The sequence below is a fragment of the Pseudomonas sp. Tn43 genome (genome assembly GCF_014192635.1).
In the GTDB taxonomy this organism is placed as follows: domain Bacteria; phylum Pseudomonadota; class Gammaproteobacteria; order Pseudomonadales; family Pseudomonadaceae; genus Aquipseudomonas.
On the sequence record NZ_JACHYG010000004.1, the window covers coordinates 198,684 to 215,697 of the forward strand.

11 protein-coding genes and 1 pseudogene are annotated in these 17,014 nt (G+C 58.8%); 3 read left to right on the top strand and 9 right to left on the bottom strand.

Features of this window, described 5'->3' with window-relative positions; all coding sequences use genetic code 11:
- The first annotated feature begins 26 nt into the window (after positions 1 to 26).
- The gene (gene oadA, locus FHW68_RS12605) at positions 27 to 1,835 is read left to right on the top strand and encodes a sodium-extruding oxaloacetate decarboxylase subunit alpha (protein ID WP_095632833.1); all 1,809 of its coding nucleotides are present in this window, start codon (positions 27 to 29) and stop codon (positions 1,833 to 1,835) included.
- Positions 1,836 to 2,097: 262 nt separating this feature from the next.
- Here oadA and FHW68_RS12610 read toward each other — a convergent pair.
- The 3 genes and pseudogenes from FHW68_RS12610 to FHW68_RS12620 form a co-directional block, all read right to left on the bottom strand.
- Positions 2,098 to 3,201 (bottom strand): annotated as a pseudogene (locus FHW68_RS12610) (autotransporter domain-containing protein); the annotation flags it as partial.
- Positions 3,202 to 3,772: 571 nt separating this feature from the next.
- Complete coding sequence (locus FHW68_RS12615; RefSeq protein ID WP_183680629.1) at positions 3,773 to 4,615, bottom strand: amino acid ABC transporter permease; 843 nt, start codon at positions 4,613 to 4,615, stop codon at positions 3,773 to 3,775.
- Positions 4,612 to 5,433, bottom strand: a complete 822-nt coding sequence (locus FHW68_RS12620) for an ABC transporter substrate-binding protein (RefSeq protein WP_095632836.1) — start codon at positions 5,431 to 5,433, stop codon at positions 4,612 to 4,614. Before FHW68_RS12620 ends, FHW68_RS12615 begins: the two co-directional genes overlap by 4 nt.
- A 111-nt stretch (positions 5,434 to 5,544) precedes the next feature.
- Between FHW68_RS12620 and FHW68_RS12625 the strand changes: the two genes are divergently transcribed.
- Complete coding sequence (locus FHW68_RS12625; protein ID WP_095632837.1) at positions 5,545 to 6,444, top strand: homocysteine S-methyltransferase family protein; 900 nt, start codon at positions 5,545 to 5,547, stop codon at positions 6,442 to 6,444.
- A gap of 120 nt (positions 6,445 to 6,564) precedes the next feature.
- On the opposite strand, the gene FHW68_RS12630 is transcribed toward FHW68_RS12625, so the two are convergent.
- From FHW68_RS12630 to FHW68_RS12640, 3 genes are read right to left on the bottom strand one after another with little or no spacing between them, the layout of a single operon-like run.
- Positions 6,565 to 7,236: a GNAT family N-acetyltransferase gene (locus FHW68_RS12630; protein ID WP_183680631.1), complete on the bottom strand. Its 672-nt coding sequence runs from the start codon at positions 7,234 to 7,236 to the stop codon at positions 6,565 to 6,567.
- 17 nt (positions 7,237 to 7,253) lie between these two features.
- On the bottom strand, positions 7,254 to 7,700 hold the full coding sequence (locus tag FHW68_RS12635) for a GNAT family N-acetyltransferase (RefSeq protein WP_183680633.1): 447 nt from the start codon (positions 7,698 to 7,700) through the stop codon (positions 7,254 to 7,256).
- Between the two features lie 9 nt (positions 7,701 to 7,709).
- Positions 7,710 to 8,333, bottom strand: coding sequence for an FMN-binding negative transcriptional regulator (locus FHW68_RS12640; protein WP_095632840.1), 624 nt, complete (start codon positions 8,331 to 8,333; stop codon positions 7,710 to 7,712).
- Positions 8,334 to 8,423: 90 nt separating this feature from the next.
- Here FHW68_RS12640 and FHW68_RS12645 point away from each other — a divergent pair, with 90 nt between their 5' ends.
- Positions 8,424 to 9,974 carry a PLP-dependent aminotransferase family protein gene (locus FHW68_RS12645; RefSeq protein WP_183680635.1) on the top strand — a complete coding sequence of 517 codons (1,551 nt, stop codon included), beginning with the start codon at positions 8,424 to 8,426 and terminating at the stop codon, positions 9,972 to 9,974.
- Between the two features lie 8 nt (positions 9,975 to 9,982).
- Here FHW68_RS12645 and FHW68_RS12650 read toward each other — a convergent pair whose 3' ends face one another.
- The 3 genes from FHW68_RS12650 to FHW68_RS12660 form a co-directional block, all read right to left on the bottom strand.
- The gene (locus FHW68_RS12650) at positions 9,983 to 14,536 is read right to left on the bottom strand and encodes a dermonecrotic toxin domain-containing protein (protein ID WP_260296487.1); all 4,554 of its coding nucleotides are present in this window, start codon (positions 14,534 to 14,536) and stop codon (positions 9,983 to 9,985) included.
- Positions 14,537 to 14,714: 178 nt separating this feature from the next.
- Positions 14,715 to 15,815 carry a polyamine ABC transporter substrate-binding protein gene (locus FHW68_RS12655; RefSeq protein WP_095632843.1) on the bottom strand — a complete coding sequence of 367 codons (1,101 nt, stop codon included), beginning with the start codon at positions 15,813 to 15,815 and terminating at the stop codon, positions 14,715 to 14,717.
- 13 nt (positions 15,816 to 15,828) lie between these two features.
- Positions 15,829 to 16,860 carry a histone deacetylase family protein gene (locus tag FHW68_RS12660; RefSeq protein WP_095632844.1) on the bottom strand — a complete coding sequence of 344 codons (1,032 nt, stop codon included), beginning with the start codon at positions 16,858 to 16,860 and terminating at the stop codon, positions 15,829 to 15,831.
- Between the last annotated feature and the right edge of the window lie 154 nt (positions 16,861 to 17,014).

Sequence of the window (17,014 nt, forward strand, 5' to 3'; positions counted from 1 at the left end):
AAGCTTGTCGCTATGAGGAGATAAGAATGTCCAAGAAGATCTTTGTTACCGACACCATCCTGCGCGACGCCCACCAATCGCTGCTCGCCACCCGCATGCGCACCGAAGACATGCTGCCGATCTGCGACAAGCTCGATAAAGTCGGCTACTGGTCGCTGGAATGCTGGGGCGGCGCGACCTTCGACGCCTGCGTCCGCTTCCTGAAAGAAGACCCGTGGGAGCGTCTGCGCCAGCTGCGCGCCGCATTGCCTAACACGCGTCTGCAAATGCTCCTGCGTGGCCAGAACCTGCTGGGCTACCGCCACTACAGCGACGACGTGGTCAGAGCCTTCGTTGCCAAGGCTGCGGTCAATGGCATCGATGTGTTCCGCATTTTTGATGCGATGAATGACGTGCGTAACCTGCGAGTCGCCATCGAAGCGGTGAAAGCCGCCGGCAAACATGCTCAGGGCACCATCGCCTACACCACCAGCCCAGTGCACACCATTGACGCGTTCGTGGCACAAGCCAGGCAAATGGAAGCCATGGGATGCGATTCCGTGGCGATCAAGGACATGGCCGGCCTGCTGACCCCGTATGCCACTGGCGAACTGGTTAAAGCGTTGAAATCCGAACAATCGCTGCCTGTGTTCATTCACTCCCATGACACCGCTGGCCTGGCCACCATGTGCCAACTCAAGGCCATCGAAAACGGCGCCGACCACATCGACACCGCCATTTCCAGCTTCGCTTCCGGCACCAGTCACCCGGGCACCGAATCGATGGTCGCCGCCCTTAAGGGCAGCGAATACGACACCGGCCTGGACCTGGAGCTGTTGCAGGAGATCGGCCTGTACTTCTACGCCGTGCGCAAGAAGTATCACCAATTCGAAAGCGAATTCACCGCTGTCGATACCCGCGTTCAAGTCAACCAGGTTCCGGGCGGGATGATTTCCAACCTCGCCAACCAGTTGAAAGAGCAGGGCGCGCTGAACCGCATGAGCGAAGTGCTGGCGGAGATCCCTCGCGTTCGCGAAGACCTCGGCTTCCCGCCGCTGGTAACGCCGACCTCGCAGATCGTTGGCACCCAGGCATTTTTCAACGTGCTGGCCGGCGAGCGTTACAAGACCATCACTAATGAAGTGAAGCTCTACCTGCAAGGCGGCTACGGCAAAGCGCCGGGCACCGTGAACGAAAAACTGCGCCGTCAGGCGATCGGCAGCGAAGAAGTGATCGACGTGCGTCCGGCCGATTTGCTCAAGCCGGAAATGACCAAGTTGCGTGCCGAAATCGGCGCGGTGGCCAAGTCTGAAGAAGACGTGCTGACCTACGCCATGTTCCCGGACATCGGCCGCAAATTCCTCGAAGAACGTGCTGCCGGCATCCTCGTACCAGAGGTGCTGCTGCCTATTCCGGAAGCGGGCGGCGTGGCGTCGGTCGGCGGCGAAGGTGTGCCGACCGAGTTCGTCATTGACGTTCACGGCGAAACTTATCGCGTTGACATCACCGGTGTCGGCGTCAAGTCCGAAGGCAAGCGCCACTTCTATCTGTCCATCGACGGCATGCCGGAAGAAGTGGTGTTCGAACCGCTCAACGAATTCGTCGGCGGCGGCAGCAGCAAGCGCAAGCAAGCCACTGCACCGGGCCACGTCAGTACCACCATGCCGGGCAATATCGTCGATGTGCTGGTCAAGGAAGGCGACACCGTGAAAGCCGGCCAGGCCGTGCTGATCACCGAAGCGATGAAGATGGAAACCGAAGTCCAATCGGCCATCGCCGGCAAAGTCACCGCCATTCATGTGGCCAAGGGCGACCGGGTAAACCCGGGCGAAATCCTGATCGAGATCGAAGGCTGAGTTAACAGCCTCGATAGACCGCTTTAAACCTCGGGGGGGCATGTGCTCCCCTTTTTTTATGCGCTATTCCATCTGCCAGATGTGGAAGCGACCTGTGGCGAGGGGGCTCGCCCCGGTTCGGCTGCGAAGTAGTCGTTAACCTTTGAAAGCGGTTCAACTTCGCAGGGCACTTCACGATCCGACGGGGCGATACCATTTCCCGACAAGGGTCGCCGCCACATAGGCTCGCTTGCACAGGTTCTGCATCAAGTCAGTGGCTTTATCAGAATGCCATCCGCCACTGTCCCATTACGCCATGACTGCGGCTGTTATCGCCGAGCTCGCCGTTGTACCCGACACCCAACGTATGCCGGGCCGAAACCGCCAGCTCCAGCCCTGCATCAAGCGTCAGGCTGTCGCGATCCAGGGCCGCGCCTTCAACGGTGTAATTCTTGCCGCCGGTAACCAGTCGCTGCTGAGCTTTGCTGTCGACATTACCGTAGGTATGTTTCCAGCCAGCGCTGAATCGCGGCGTCAGTTGCATGCCGTTTTCGAGTGTATTGAGCTGGGCAAGGCGCAGACCGAAGGTGCTGCTGAAGTTGTCCTGCGTTTGCCCATGGACCTGCAGTGCCGCCGCACCGCCTTTTTCGGTATAGCTGTCGCGCTGATACCGCTGGTAGCCAAGGTTGGCAAAAGGCTCGGCGCTGAGGTTGCCGCTGCCGAGGTTGTAACCGACCTCTGTAAAGGCTTGTTGCGTGCTGGCGTCGTAGCTGCCTTTTGGACGATCGCTGAAACCGTTGAAAGCTACCCGACGCTTGGTGCTGCCATCATGGTTGCCGTAAGTTGCCCCCAGGCGCAAAGCCAGCTGACCACTTTGGCGCAGGGCGTAGGCGCCCAGATGCCAGCTGTCCAGATCACCGTCCAGTTGGCTGCCGTCCAGGCGCGTCTGCGATTGTCCGCCGATCACGCCTATACGCCACTGTTCATCGAGCGCCCAATCCGCGCCCAGTACCAGACCTTTGGTTGCGTGTTGCAAGGCGCTGCTGCCATGACTGCGATCCAGTGTGCCGCCATGACCCAATGCTTGTAACCAGACCCTGCCAGTGGCTTCATCGCCGGCCGCCAAGCGTGGTGTGTTGTTTCGCCTGCCGGGATTGCTGTAGGCACTGGCGCTATCCAGCTGGCGCATGGCCGAAAGCATGCTCGCGCTGATTGGGCTGTCGCTGTTCAGAGTTGCCTTGGCGAGATTGGCGTTCAGGCTGCTGTTCAGTTGGTCGATGGCTGGTGAGGCTGTTTCGGTGGTGGAGGCGAGCAGGGGCGTGACGGCGGTATTTGTGGGGCTGGATGGAGTCTGAGCTGTTTGACTGGCTTTGGGTTCTTCAACGGCAGGCGGTTTAGTTGTAACAGGCGGAGTTGCCTGTCCTTCATCCAACCGGTTTGTGGACCGATCAGGGTTTTTATGTGGTTCGATGACCTCCTTGGACGCCGGAAGATCAACGATGCGCTTATTTAGCTTAGGTGGCTTTCTACGAGACTTGGGAGTCGGCGCATCGGAAGTGACTTGGGGTTCCGGTTGCTGCGCTCTGGAGGTTTCTATGCAACCCATTGCAAGCGTAATGGCCAGCGCCAGATGTTGTGGTCGGAATTTGTATTGAATGGGCATCGAGTACAGCCTCTTTGAGATGAGACCAAACTCTAGGAGGGAGGCTATAGGTGCCGATGTCAGCTGCTTCCGACGGGCTTGCGGGGAGTGTCAGATGGTTGTGTAGAAAATGGCCAATTATTTGAGGGGGGCTATTTTTATCTGTTTGAGCTGACGCTTTTTCTGACAATGAATCAAGACAAGAGGGCTATCGCATCGCCGCATATTAAAGATCAAAAGATCGCAGCCTTGGGCCGCTCCTACAGGTGCGAGTCGGCCCGATGCAGGCGCTGACGAAGGCTGCGATCCTTTTGCTTTAAACCTGGCTACGGCTCAAATACGCCTTCCCATAATGCCGCTCCATCCGCGCCTGAATCAGCTCCAGTCCAATCGACATCAACCAATAGATAATCGCCGCCGTGGTGAGCATTTCGATATAGCGATAGCTCGAGCGCCCATACGATTGCGCCAGGAACATCACTTCCCAAACCCCCATCACCGAGATCAGTGACGAGTCCTTGAGCATGGAGATGAACTGGTTGGTGGTGGGCGGGATGATGGTGCGCATGGCCTGGGGCAGGGTAACGCGCCAGAAAATCACGGTTTCGCGCATGCCCAGGGCCAATGACGCTTCGCGTTGGCCATGGGGGACGCCGAGGATGCCGGCGCGGAAGATTTCACTCAGGTACGCGCCGTAGTTCAGCGACAGGGCAATGATGCCGGCGGCGATGGCGCCCGGCACGATGCCCAATTGCGGCAAGCCGAGGTAGATCAGCAGAATTTGAATCAGCAGCGGTGTACCGCGAAAGAACGAGGCATAGAAGCTGGCGATACCGAACGCCACCGCGCTTTTCGACAGCCGAGCCAAAGCCGTGATGAAGCCCAGCAGCGACGACGCCACAATTGAACACAGGCACAAAAACAACGTCAGTGCTGCGCCTTGCACAAAGCCGTTGGGCGCCAGATGCAGGCCGATCAGGTTCGGCAGTTTGTCGAGGATGATCGAGAACTTCAGGTCGAAGCTCAGGAAGAAACTCGCGAACAAGCCGAACATCGCCACCCAGGTCAGGTACAGCCGGGTGCGGAAACCGAAAATCCGTTGCAGCATTGACTCAGCCACCGGTTGCGGCGGCTGAGAAGGTTTGGGGAAAGAAGTCATTTGCTGATGTCGGCGCCAATCCATTTTTGCGACAGCTTGCTCAAGGTGCCGTCCTGTTTCAACTGGGCAAACACATCACGCACTTTGGCGTCCCATTGCGCATCGCCTTTTTCGATGGCCACCGAGTTCGGCTCCGAATACAGCGGTTCACCGGCAAGCTTGAAGCGTTTGTCTTCGTTCAGACGCGGTTGCGCGGTCACCAGGTTGGTGAGAATCGCGTCCAGACGCACGCCAGCGCCCAGGCCCAAATCCTGAAAGGCGACGTTGTCGGTGTCATACGGGGCGATTTGCACATTCTCGAACGGGTACTGCAATTGGATGTCTTCGGCGCCTTCGATCACCAGGTTTTTGTTCAGGTAGCTTTCATAGCTGGAGGCGCTGGTGAGGCCGACTTTTTTGCCGCTCAGGTCCTTGGCGCTGTGAATGCTGTCGTCCTTGGCATTGACCACAATCACGGCAGGGGAGGCGTAGTACTCGACCGGGAAGTCAAAGACTTCGGCGCGGGCCTTGCTCGGTGTCATCGAGCAGATGCAGATGTCGTAACGTCCACTCCAGCGCCCGGCGGCGATCACGTCCCAGGACGGCGTTTCCAGACGCAGCTTGACGCCCAGTTTGTCCGCCACCGCCTTGGCCACGTCGACGTCAAAACCGTCGAGCTGGTTTTGATCGTTGAGAAACGAGAACGGTGGATAGCTTTCCATCAGCACACCGACCAGTTCTTTCTTCTGCTCGATGCGGTCCAGAGTGGCACCCGCCAAGGCTTGGGTGGAGGCCGCCAGAATCGTCAGGCCCAGGGCCAGCAGTGGTTGAAATTTCACAGTTGATCCCTGAAAAAAAGAAGTTGTTATTAACGGTACGGTGCGTATTAAATAGTTATAAGAACGACTCTGATAGTGAGTTATTTTCATAAGCTTATGAGTGAAAAGCATATGGGCGCAGGCAGCACGGTAATTCTGGATGGCGGCATGGGTCGTGAGCTGCAACGCCGAGGGGCGCCGTTCAGGCAGCCCGAGTGGTCGGCGCTGGCTTTGAGTGAAGCACCGCAAGCGGTAGAGGCTGTGCACGCGGCTTATATTGAAAGCGGTGCCAACGTGATTACCAGCAACAGTTATGCGGTGGTGCCGTTCCATATTGGCGAAGAGCGTTTTGCCGCTGAGGCTCAGGCCCTCGCGGCGTTGGCCGGTGAGCTGGCCCGGCGTGCGGTCGATGCGGCGGGCAAGCCCGTGCGCGTGGCCGGGTCATTGCCGCCATTGTTCGGCTCCTATCGCCCGGACCTGTTTGATGCTGCGCGGGTCACTGAGCTGCTGAGCCCGCTGGTCAACGGCCTGGCGCCGCATGTCGACTTGTGGCTGGCTGAAACCCAGAGTTCGATTGTCGAGGCGCGAGCGATTCATGCCGGTCTGCCGAAGGATGGCAAGCCGTTCTGGCTGTCGTTTACCTTGAAGGATGAAGACACCGACGAAGTGCCGCGTCTGCGTTCTGGTGAACCGGTAACCGAGGCCGCCGCGGTGGCGGCTGGGTTGGGCGTCGAGACCTTGCTGTTCAATTGCAGCCAGCCGGAAGTCATCGGCGCCGCCATTGATGCGGCACGGGAAACCTTCGAACGCTTGGGGGTGAAAATACACATCGGCGCGTACGCCAATGCCTTCCCGCCGCAGCCGAAAGAGGCCACGGCCAATGATGGTCTGGACCCATTGCGCGACGATCTGGACCCGCCGGGTTACCTGCAATGGGCGGCTGATTGGCAGAAGCGCGGCGCCAGCCATTTGGGTGGTTGCTGCGGAATCGGGCCGGAGCATATTGCGGTGCTCGCCCAGAAACTGGTTTGAAAGATCGTTCCCACGCTCCGCGTGGGAATGCATCCCGCGACGCTCTGCGTCGCTTTCCGGATCGAACGCAGAGCGTCCGTGGCTGCATTCCCACGCAGGAGCGTGGGAACGATCACAAAATCACCCGCGACATTCCGTCAACGTTTTCACCTGCCCCGATGCCGTCTGGTTCTCATCGGACAGCCACCGCTCGAACCCCGCGCCAATCGCCGGCCATTCCGAATCCAGAATCGAATACCACGCGGTGTCACGGTTCTGCCCCTTGACCACCATGTGCTGGCGGAACACCCCTTCAAAAGTGAACCCTAACCGCTGCGCCGCATACTTGGAGCGGGCATTGCCGTTGTTGCATTTCCATTCCAGACGCCGGTAACCCAAGGCAAAGGATTCCCTGGCCAGCAGGTAAACTGCTTCGGTGCTTTTCGGTGAGCGCTGCATCGCTGCGCCGAAGGTCACATGGCCGATCTCGATGCGGCCCTGAGCCGGGACAATCGACATCAGGCTGAGAATACCTTGCACGTCGCCGCTGGCGCGGTCGATCACCGTGAAAAAGTACGGGTCGCTGTTGGCTGCATGATTGTTCAGCCAATCGTTGAAAGCGCTGCGTTCCTGAAAAGGACCGTAAGGCAAATAGTCCCACAGCTTCGGATCCGCGCCCGGGCCTTCCAGGGCTTCCCACAAACCGTCGGCATGACGCGCCGGGTCAAGCTTTTCCAGGCGAATGAAACACCCTTCGATCAGTTGGACCGAAGGCGGCGGAACACCTTTCCAGTCGGCGAGTGAAGTCGACATGCTGCTCTCCTTGAACCTTAAAGGGCTTTGCGAAACTGGATGAAACCGGGACGTTCGGCGATGCGCTCATAGAGCTGGATCGCGGTGGCGTTGGTTTCGTGGGTCAGCCAATGAACCTTGCAGCAGCCATCTGCCTTGGCCGTGGTGTAGACGAATTCAATCAGTTGCCGACCGACACCGGTGCCGCGGATTTGGGGTGCTACCAGCAAGTCTTGCAGGTAGCAGGAGTTTTCGATGCTCCAGTTCGAGCGATGATAGATGAAATGCACCATGCCCACCGCTTTGCCATCGGCCCAGGCCAGCGCCCCGTGGGTCGGTTCGCTCGGATCGAGCAGGCGCTGCCAAGTGCTTTGGGTGACTGCGTCGGGCAATTCGGTGTTGTAGAAGCGCAAGTAGGCTTGCCACAGCGGCAGCCAGGCGGCGTGATCGTCGGCGGTAACCTGGCGGATGTCGATCTGATTCATGTTCGTTCCTTATTGCATCAATTGAGCGAGGGCCTGGTCGTGAACATCAGGGCTGGCGGCCAATCCCTCGCGCACACCGGCGATGTCTGCGGCATTACGGTTCTGGCTGAGCTTGCGTTTGCCCTCCAGCCGCTGGATCGGCAAGGCAAAACCGACGATGGCCTTGAGCATGCCGTCGATATAGTCGGCGGGAGCATCGGCGACCTTCCATGGCTGGGCACGACCGGCTTCATGGCGATCGGTCAATGCGCCGACCAGATCGCGCAGGCGGTCGGTATCAGTGAACACTTCGCCCGGGCCATAAGCGTGTACGGCCACGTAGTTCCAGGTCGGCACCACTTTGCCGTGTTCGGCTTTGGCCGGATAAAACCCCGGGCTCACATAAGCGTCGGCAGCGGCAAATATCACCAGCGCTTCAGCGCCGTTCTGCAGTTCCTTCCATTGCGGATTGGCTTTGGCAAAGTGGCCGTAGAGGGTGCCATTCGGGCCGTGGTCGACATTCAGCAGCAGCGGCAGATGACTGGCTTGCAGGCCTTGCTCACCGTGGGTGACCAAAACCCCAAGGCGAGTGCCGAGGATGTGCTGATGCAGCTCATTCAAATCATGGATGGCGAAATTGCTGGGCGTATACATGGAGATATTCCTTGGCGAATGCCTGCATCCTAGGCAGGCTATTGGTCTGTTGTAAGAGCCATTAATGACCAATTTCATAGGTCCATTACCATGTCGAACACGCCGCTTCCCTCATTATTCAACCCGGCGGGTATCGAACTCGATCGCCGCCAGGGCCTGAGTCGTCAGCTCTATCAAGCGCTGCGAATGCGCGTACTCGACGGACGACTGGCCAGCGGCACACGACTGCCGGCCAGTCGCGATCTGGCGACGGCGTTATCGATTTCCCGGAACAGCGTGGTCCGAGCCTACGATCAGCTTTATGCAGAAGGCTTCATCGAGGGGCGTGTGGGCGACGGGACTTACGTCGCGCTATTGCCTCAAGCCGCGTTACCGGCAAAAAAATTATCCACAAAAGTATCCACAGGGTTTTCAACAGGGTTACCCACAGCCTTATCCACAAATTCGCCGGATTTACCTGGGGTTTCATCCAGTGAAGTTATCCACAGCGGTGCTTTGGGGCGAATTGAAAAGAACCATTTGGCCTTGCCTCCCAGTGGTCCACCTCGGGCATTTCGGGTCGGCGTTCCGGCCTTTGATCTATTTCCTTTCGAGGTCTGGGCCAAGCTGAACGCGGCTTTCTGGCGTAAACCGGATTTACAGCGGCTGTGTTATGGCGATCCGGCGGGAGACGCGCGCTTGCGCGGCCTGATTGCCGCTTATTTGCGCAGTTCACGGGGTATGCAGTGCTCGGCTGAGCAAATTGTGATCACCAGTGGCGCACAACAGGGAATTAGCCTTTGTGCACAGCTGCTGGTGGAACCTGGCGACAGAGTCGGTATTGAAAATCCTGGGTACCGGGCGGCGGGTCACGCGTTTGCGGTGGCTGGCGCGCGATTGCACGGCGTAGCGGTGGACAGTGAGGGCATCGACTGCACCGAATTGGCGAGCCTGGGCGATTGTCGTCTGGCTTATGTCACTCCCGCGCATCAGTACCCGACCGGGGTGGTGATGAGTCTGGCGCGGCGTCTTGAATTGTTGGCGTGGGCCGAACGTACCCACGGGTGGATTGTCGAGGACGACTACGATGGCGAATACCGTTACAGCGGCGCACCCCTGGCGCCGTTGGCTGCACTGGATCGACAGGGGCGGGTGCTGTATGTCGGGACCTTCGGCAAGGTCGCCTTCCCGGCGTTAAGACTGGGTTACCTGGTATTGCCCCCCGGATTGGTGGAGGCGTTTGCCCAGCGTCGAGCGGTGGATGTGCGGCATTCTGAGGTGAGCACCCAAGCGGTGATGGCCGAATTCATGGCCGCCGGGCATTTCCAGCGGCATATCCGTCGCATGCGCCGGGCTGCCCTGAGTCGACGCAATTGTCTGTTAGCCCATTGGCCGACAAACATTGAGGGTATTGCAAGTGTGCCGAGTGTGGCCGCGGGGCTGCATTTGACGGTTTCGGTGAGCAGCGTGGCTCGTGAACGCGAGTTGATCGAGCAAGCCGAAAGCGTCGGGGTCGAGGTCATTGGTTTAAGCAGTTACTGGTTGCCCGACTCGCAGACGCCGCTGGATCAGCGAGCCGGGTTGGTGTTGGGTTTTGCCGCCGTACCAGAGCCGGCGATCGAGGCGGCTCTGGCCCGTTTGCGCAATGTCTGGGGCGGTTGACTATTTCTTCAGGTTTCAGTGCCTGCCGGCGCTTGCGGCTCAAGTTTCAGAAACAGATCCAGAACCTGCGGATTGCCGATCCGGCGCAACGCATTATCCACCGCATCGAAGGTATTCAGTTCCTGGCGTGTTCTGGCTGGCAGCTCTTGCAGATACCCCTCGGCGAATTTGAGATGAGCGGCCGTGAACAAATCATCTGGATCGGTCAGGTTGTCGTAATGGAAATGCGCGACCCACAACGGTTTTTTCTGGCGTGTCTTGTCCAGAATCCGGTATTCCTGGAAGTAGTCCTTACGCTGCCTGGTCTTGATGCGGCCGCGCTCGTCTTTGACGATCTCTACCTGGTCATGTTCGTTCAGCCATTTCAGATAGGCCTCCCGGGGTTTGCGTCCCATCAGTAGGGTGCTGTAGACATTGATGCCTTCGCGTCGCAGCCTTGCGGCTCCCTCGCGTAATTCCGTGCTCAAGCTGCCCACCGGGAAATCGGCTCTTCTGCGAGCCAGTACCGCCTCCACGTCATTGGCGGCTTTTTCAAATCTTGTCGCCTGTTGATCGAACAGGTCTTGCATGTCCGCCGGGATGCGCGAGGGGCGCTGAGCGTCGGTGCGCAGACGTTTGATGAACCCGTCGAGTTCAACGGTTTGAGACATCGCGTTGGCGATGATGCCTTCATCGTCCAGTACCGCCGGTTGTACTGGGCGCCGGGTCGCCGCCTTGATGATGGGGATGTCTTCGACAGGCTCGGGATTTTCGGTAGAAGGTGTCTTTGGCGCTTCACTCCCTCGTGGCCGGGATTTGTTCGCCTTGCCGATGGCTCGGGACGTGGAGGGCAGCGGTTCGAGTCGGCTCATTGCTGCGACCGGTACTTCTTCAGACTCGGGAAGCGAGTCGAGCAGACGGTTACGCGCCACTTTATGTAACTGACCAACCAACGTTTGAATGCGCTTGAATCGGACCGGCTCCAAATGATCGGGCCAGGTGATGGAGAGCTCTTGCAGGCGCCGTTCGGCGTCTGCCAGGTGATCGACGAGGGTGGTGAGCCGATCGACATTCAGCGCCCCGGCTTCAGTGGAGCGCAAGGTGTGTCCCGCGTCAGCCGCGCTGTCGAAAATCTGCACGACAAGCTGACGTACCTGACTCATGTTGCTGTCGGGTACTTCGTGCAGGCAAAGCTCGGTGGACAAGCCGATCTCATTGGCTTGAAGGTCGTAACGGGAGAAAGAAGGCAGTAATTTTTTCAGATCGCCGGCGATCTTGCGGGCCGTGCCGGTGTTGCTCATCAACGTGTCCAGCGAGGTGTGCAGGCGATCGAGGCGATCAATTATTTCATCGCTGATGACTATGGCTTTCTGTGCGGCTTCCAGCTGCGTGGCGCGGGGCAGGCTGCTCGCAAGCTCGGACTGGCTGACCAGGGGCACGACGATTTTTGCATACTCGCGCATCTTCATTCTCAGCCAGCTGCTGAGGAAGCGATGCTGCTCAATGGTGAGGCGCATCAGCTGAGACTGATAAAACACGCCCGCGCCGCCTGCTTCGCGCCATTTTTCCAGGTTTTCCAGGGCCTGGGCATATCCATTGGCCAGCTCGTTGGCGGTTGTGGTGTAAGTGGTTATGGCTGCATCGGACTCCGTCGCTGATACGTCGTTGTTCTCCAGGTGTTGCAAGGCCTCCTCCAAACGGGCTTTGCCAGCCGCTTCCTGAGCAATGAACAGATGCAGGGCGGTCCATGCTTCGTCCTTTTTCCGGGCTTTTTCGCGCCGCAGGGCTTCTATTCGCCCGCTCGGGCCGCCGCCACGCAACCGTAGCTTCAGGTCCCAGTGCCATCGACCTGTGCCTTCGTCGAATTTCACACTGAAACCGGATCGCTCGGGGTCGTTCGGATCAACGATGAATACCGGTTCGTCCGTTTCGGCGCTGACCTGAAACCATCGCTCACCGACCTTGGCGTACAGCTTTCCCGTGAGTTCATGCAGATGGTTGGCGTTGGCCTGTGCACCCACGGGCAGCTTCGGCGCCGGGACCTGGAATCGATTGATCTGCTGTAAAAATCGCGCTCCTGCATTGATACGGCCAAGCGTGGCAGGCGCGAGGATGGAGAGGTGCGTTTCGGGCAGTTCGGCACTCAGCGGGGTCGCGTCATGGGTGACCGTCGGCGGCTTGGTGATGGAAGGGGCCGTGAATAGAGGCTCGTCCATGTATGGCTGTTGCTGCGAGGCATTTTCGTCCAGGGGATTTGAGAAGCGAATGCGCCGCGTCGCGACCCGTTGCATGAGCAAAATGCCCAGCGCCAACAGGACATCGCCGATCGAAGACCACTCGACGAGCGTGTTGCCGTGCTCATGGGCATCCAGCGCCTGCTGGATCTGGGTGATGCTTTGCCAGACCCAGACCGCGGTGCCCGCCGAACCGCTGAGAAAATTGGCGGCCACGCTGAACATCGCCCAACCGCTGTCAGCCAGCAACGCCCAGCGACGTTCGGCGTTGGAGGTCGATTGGCGGTCGGCCAGCTCGGCCATTGCCTGGCTATTGCGATTGAACAGGGTCGTCAGGATATCGCCGCTCAGCGGCGTGTTTGTCAGGTTGACGGAAGCGGTCAGGTCGAGGTGGATAAATGGTTCGAAAGCCAGTTCGGTAATGGTCCAGGGCGAGGGTATACCGCTGGAAAACACATATTGGGCGTATTCGAAACTCAACGTGCTGTTGGGCAGCCAGGCCAGAATCGAGTCGCGCAGTTCGCCGGGCTGATAAAACGCATACAGCATGTTCTGTTCGGAAGGGAACTGGCGCAATGGTTGATCCAGCAACGGTTGATAAAGCAGGCAAGGGCCGCTCGAGTCCGCACGCGGGGCGATGATGTACATGTTCGCGACGGTGTCCGGCGTACTGCCAAGACGATAATGGGGCATGAATGCCAGCGGGCGAATCTGCACCGGCCACTCGGCGAGTGGCCCGTTGGTTTCGATCGACTCCATCAGTTGGCAGACCTGACGGTAACCCTGATCATCGACCCCGCCCTGTTGCTTGAGCTTGTATTCCAGGGCCAGCAACGGCAGCAGCAATGGCCACTGACGACAGTAACGGGCCTTGTGGCGCCGAGCCTGCACCGGATCGTCGATGAGTGTGCGCTTGATCAGCTGAGGGTAGGTTTCGCCGATGTTGATCTCATTGGCCATACGCAACAGGAACGTCACTGTCATCCAGGCGGGTGCGGCTTGGCCATCGGCATAGGCGACTGTCGCGCTGTACGGTCGAACATTTTGCAGCGCGAATTCACCCAGGGTTTCGACCTGTCGGTTATGCGGGTCGGGGAGGGTGAAACCGCCGGCTTCAAAGCTGTGGGTGACAGTGATCCGAATGTCATTCAGGCGCAGGCCCGCTGCATCTTCGCCGGTTTTGTCGGCGAGGATGGCATCGCACATTTTTTGCTGGGCGTAGGTATTGATGAGGGGTATGTCTTCGGCATTGAAGACACCGCTGTCGGACTGACCTCTGAGAGAGCCCAGATTGGTCAGGTAGCCGCTGTAGGCCTGGATATCGTCGAGCGAGCCTGCCAATAGCCATTCGGGGATCGCGTTTTCCAGCTGTTCGACGCGTGCGTTGTCTTTGGCATTGATCGTAGTGCTTTCGTCCCGCCGGGGAGAAAATCTGGCCAACAGCGAGCGACTGGCTGGATCGAGCGCCTCAATGGAATCAATCTGAATGCCTATCAGCGCCCAGACCATGGCATCGAAGATGTTTTCCTCGGGTTCATAAAGTCGCCACTTCAGGCTTTGGCCGCTCAGATCGATGTCGATTCGCTGGGGAAGGACCATGCCCAGTTGCTCCAGAGAATCGAACGATTCGTAGCCATTACTGATGGTGTACATCACGACCAGTTCGCGGGTGCCAATGGTTGCGTTCAGCACCAGCGCGCCCGGTAGCATCAAGTGTCGGGTGCTGTTGCCCTCTGCCATTTCGAAGCCGACATCCAGATCCAGCAGGCACGCGCGGACATCAGACAGCCCACTGTCGGTGGTCTGACGTAGCGCCTTGTCAGGGTATTGCGAAACGAGTCGTGCGAGGCGGCACTCATCCGCGTCCCAGCCGGTAACCGACTGAACATCGAGTGCCTCCTGCAAGGTATTGGAAAGGGTTTGCCAGCGCGGCAGCTGGCCGACGGTTTCATTCCAGTAGTCCAGCTGACGTTGTTCGAAGGCCAGGAACAGCGATGGGGCATGTTCATTCAGCAGGCTGGTGATCGCGTCCATACTGACCGGTAAATGGATGGGATCGCGGGCATGGGGCGTCAGGGTCAGGAAATGTTCGCCCTCGATGTAGTTGGCTGTGGTTTTTTTAAAGGCCAGACGTGCCAGCGCATAAGTCAGTGATTCGAAGTGGTTGCCGTGGCTAACCAGATCGTCTCCGTGCGAGCGCCATATCGGCGTGGCCAGCATGGCTTTGTCGGGGTCGATGTTTTGTTCGGGAAAGCATTTCTTCAAGGCATTTTGCAAAAATTGCGCAGCGGCATCATGAAGTGACGGACCGCCGCTGGCTTGATCCACCAGGCGACTTTTATTCAACATGGGGGGCGAAACGGTTGTTCGGATGTTTTCAGTCATGGTCAGGAACCGGTTGGCGAATGGGGGCAGGTACTGCCGTTTCGAACCGACAGTACCCAGACGCAAACCGGGGCAGGTGGTAGATAAATACCGCAGGCAAAAAAAGACCCGCGATGGCGCGGGTCTTGGTTTTCATGGTGCTTCAAGTACCAGACTTGATCTTGGTCCAGGCGCGGGTGCGGGCACGCTCGGCATCACGCGGCAGCGGTTGCAGGGTGTAGAGCGTGCTCATTGCTGCTTCGGTCGGGTACAGGTTGGGGTTGTTGCGGATCGCCGGGTCGACCATTTCCGTGGCGTCCTTGTTCGGGTTCGGGTAGCCGACGAAGTCGCTGACCGGTGCAATGACCTGAGGTTGCAGCAGGTAGTTGATGAAGGTGTAGGCGTCTTCCGGGTTCTTCGCGCCCTTGGGGATCGCCAGCATGTCGAACCAGATTGGTGCGCCTTCTTTGGGCAAGCGCATGTCGACGATCACGCCGTTCTTGGCTTCCTTGGCGCGGTTGGCGGCCTGGGAGAAGCTGCCGGAATAACCCACCGCGACGCAGATGTCACCATTGGCAATATCGGCCATGTACTTGGACGAATGGAAATAGGTGATGTGTGGACGGATCTTCATCAGCAGCGCTTCCGCCTTGGCGTAGTCCGCCGGCTTCTTGCTGTTGGGGTCCAGGCCCAGGTGTTGCAGGGCCAGGGGCAGGATCTCCGACGGTGAGTCGAGCAAGGCCACGCCGCACTGCTTGAGCTTGCTGATGTTCTCTTCCTTGAAGATCAGGTCCCAGCTGTCCACCGGTGCGTTGTCGCCCAGAGCCGCCTTGACCTTGTCCGGGTTGAAGCCGATCAGAATGGTCCCGTACATATAGGGCACGGCAAATTTATTGCCCGGGTCGTTGGCTTCGATCAGCTTCATCAGCTTGGGGTCGAGGTGGTTCCAGTTCGGCAGTTTGCTGCGATCCAGCGGCTGGAATACGCCGGCTTCGATCTGCTTGGCGAGGAACACATTGGACGGCACCACCACGTCGTAACCGGAGTTGCCGGTCAGCAACTTGGCCTCCAGTGCTTCGTTGGTGTCGAAGATGTCGTAGACCAGTTTGGTCTGGGGATTTTGGGTCTTGAAATCTTCCAATGCTTTGGGGGTGATGTAGTCGAACCAGTTGTACACCCGCAACGTGCGCTCTTGGGCGTGAACGGCACCACTGAATACGGTGGCGCATAGCACTGGGGCGATAAAACGCGTGAGTCGATTCATTTGTGCTGATTCCTCATTGGGCGCTTTCAAAACCTTCGAGAACGTTCACGGCATTGATGCCGATTTCTTCCACCGCGTAACCGCCTTCCATCACGAACAGTGTCGGCTTGCCGAGGCCCGCGATGCGCGCGCCCATCGCCAGGTAATCCGGGCTGTCGAGTTTGAACTGGGAGATCGGGTCGTCCTTGAACGTATCGACGCCCAAGGACACGACGATGATGTCGGCACCGTACTTTTCAATCTCTTTGCAGGCCTGTTCCAGCGCTGCGCTCCAACGGTCCCAGCCTGAACCGGCGGGCAAAGGGTAGTTGAAGTTGAACCCTTCGCCCGGTCCTTCACCGTGTTCGTCTTCGTAACCGAGGAAGAACGGAAACTCGGCTTCCGGATGGCCGTGGATCGAGGTAAACAGCACGTCGCTGCGCTCGTAGAAGATCGATTGGGTGCCGTTGCCATGGTGGTAATCGACGTCGAGGATCGCGACCTTTTTGTGGCCTTGATCGAGGAATGCCTGGGCGGCGATGGCGGCGTTGTTGAGGTAGCAATAACCGCCCATCAAATCGCTGGCGGCATGGTGCCCCGGTGGACGGCACAAGGCGAAGGCAGTGTGAGCACCGCGCTGGATCTCCGCTTGGGCTGTGAGCGCCACTTGCGCCGCGCTATACGCCGCTTGCCAGGTGCCGGCGGTAATCGGTGCGCCGCCGTCGAAGCTGTAATAGCCGAGCTGACCGTGCAGGCTGGTGGGCATGATCCGGCGCAAGGTGCGGGCCGGCCAGGTGTAGGGCAGCAAATCGCCGTCGGTGTTGAACTCGGTCCAGCGTGCCCAGGCCCCTTTGAAGAAATCGAGGTAGTCGCGGCTATGGATGCGCGCGATCGGCTCGAGACCAAAATCCTGCGGCGCCGCGATCGGGCCCAGATCGCGGGACTGTACCCGTGCCAGCACATGGTCGGCCCGCGAGGGCATTTCGAAGCAGGGCATCAATTGCCCGTCCATCAATTCGCAACGGCCGTGATGCAGGTGGTGATCGTGTGAGTAGATCGTCAGCATTCTTGTTCTCCGCAGGCTGATTCGGTTGCACACAGTTTTGCGGCGGGCGGCGTTTGGGAGAACGGCAGGAAAGGCCAAAAGGGGATCGATATGGCCAAAAGATTTGACCGAAATTCGCCCCCTGATGGCACACCGGTGCCCCCGGATGACGCAT

What these genes read in the sequence shown, in the direction of transcription:
- FHW68_RS12660 (WP_095632844.1), bottom strand. Translation starts at nt 16,860, where the DNA reads ATGCTGACGATCTACTCACACGATCACCACCTGCATCACGGCCGTTGC.
- FHW68_RS12625 (WP_095632837.1), top strand. Translation starts at nt 5,545, where the DNA reads ATGGGCGCAGGCAGCACGGTAATTCTGGATGGCGGCATGGGTCGTGAG.
- FHW68_RS12630 (WP_183680631.1), bottom strand. Translation starts at nt 7,236, where the DNA reads ATGTCGACTTCACTCGCCGACTGGAAAGGTGTTCCGCCGCCTTCGGTC.
- FHW68_RS12635 (WP_183680633.1), bottom strand. Translation starts at nt 7,700, where the DNA reads ATGAATCAGATCGACATCCGCCAGGTTACCGCCGACGATCACGCCGCC.
- FHW68_RS12650 (WP_260296487.1), bottom strand. Translation starts at nt 14,536, where the DNA reads ATGTTGAATAAAAGTCGCCTGGTGGATCAAGCCAGCGGCGGTCCGTCA.
- FHW68_RS12640 (WP_095632840.1), bottom strand. Translation starts at nt 8,333, where the DNA reads ATGTATACGCCCAGCAATTTCGCCATCCATGATTTGAATGAGCTGCAT.
- oadA (WP_095632833.1), top strand. Translation starts at nt 27, where the DNA reads ATGTCCAAGAAGATCTTTGTTACCGACACCATCCTGCGCGACGCCCAC.
- FHW68_RS12615 (WP_183680629.1), bottom strand. Translation starts at nt 4,615, where the DNA reads ATGACTTCTTTCCCCAAACCTTCTCAGCCGCCGCAACCGGTGGCTGAG.
- FHW68_RS12655 (WP_095632843.1), bottom strand. Translation starts at nt 15,815, where the DNA reads ATGAATCGACTCACGCGTTTTATCGCCCCAGTGCTATGCGCCACCGTA.
- FHW68_RS12645 (WP_183680635.1), top strand. Translation starts at nt 8,424, where the DNA reads ATGTCGAACACGCCGCTTCCCTCATTATTCAACCCGGCGGGTATCGAA.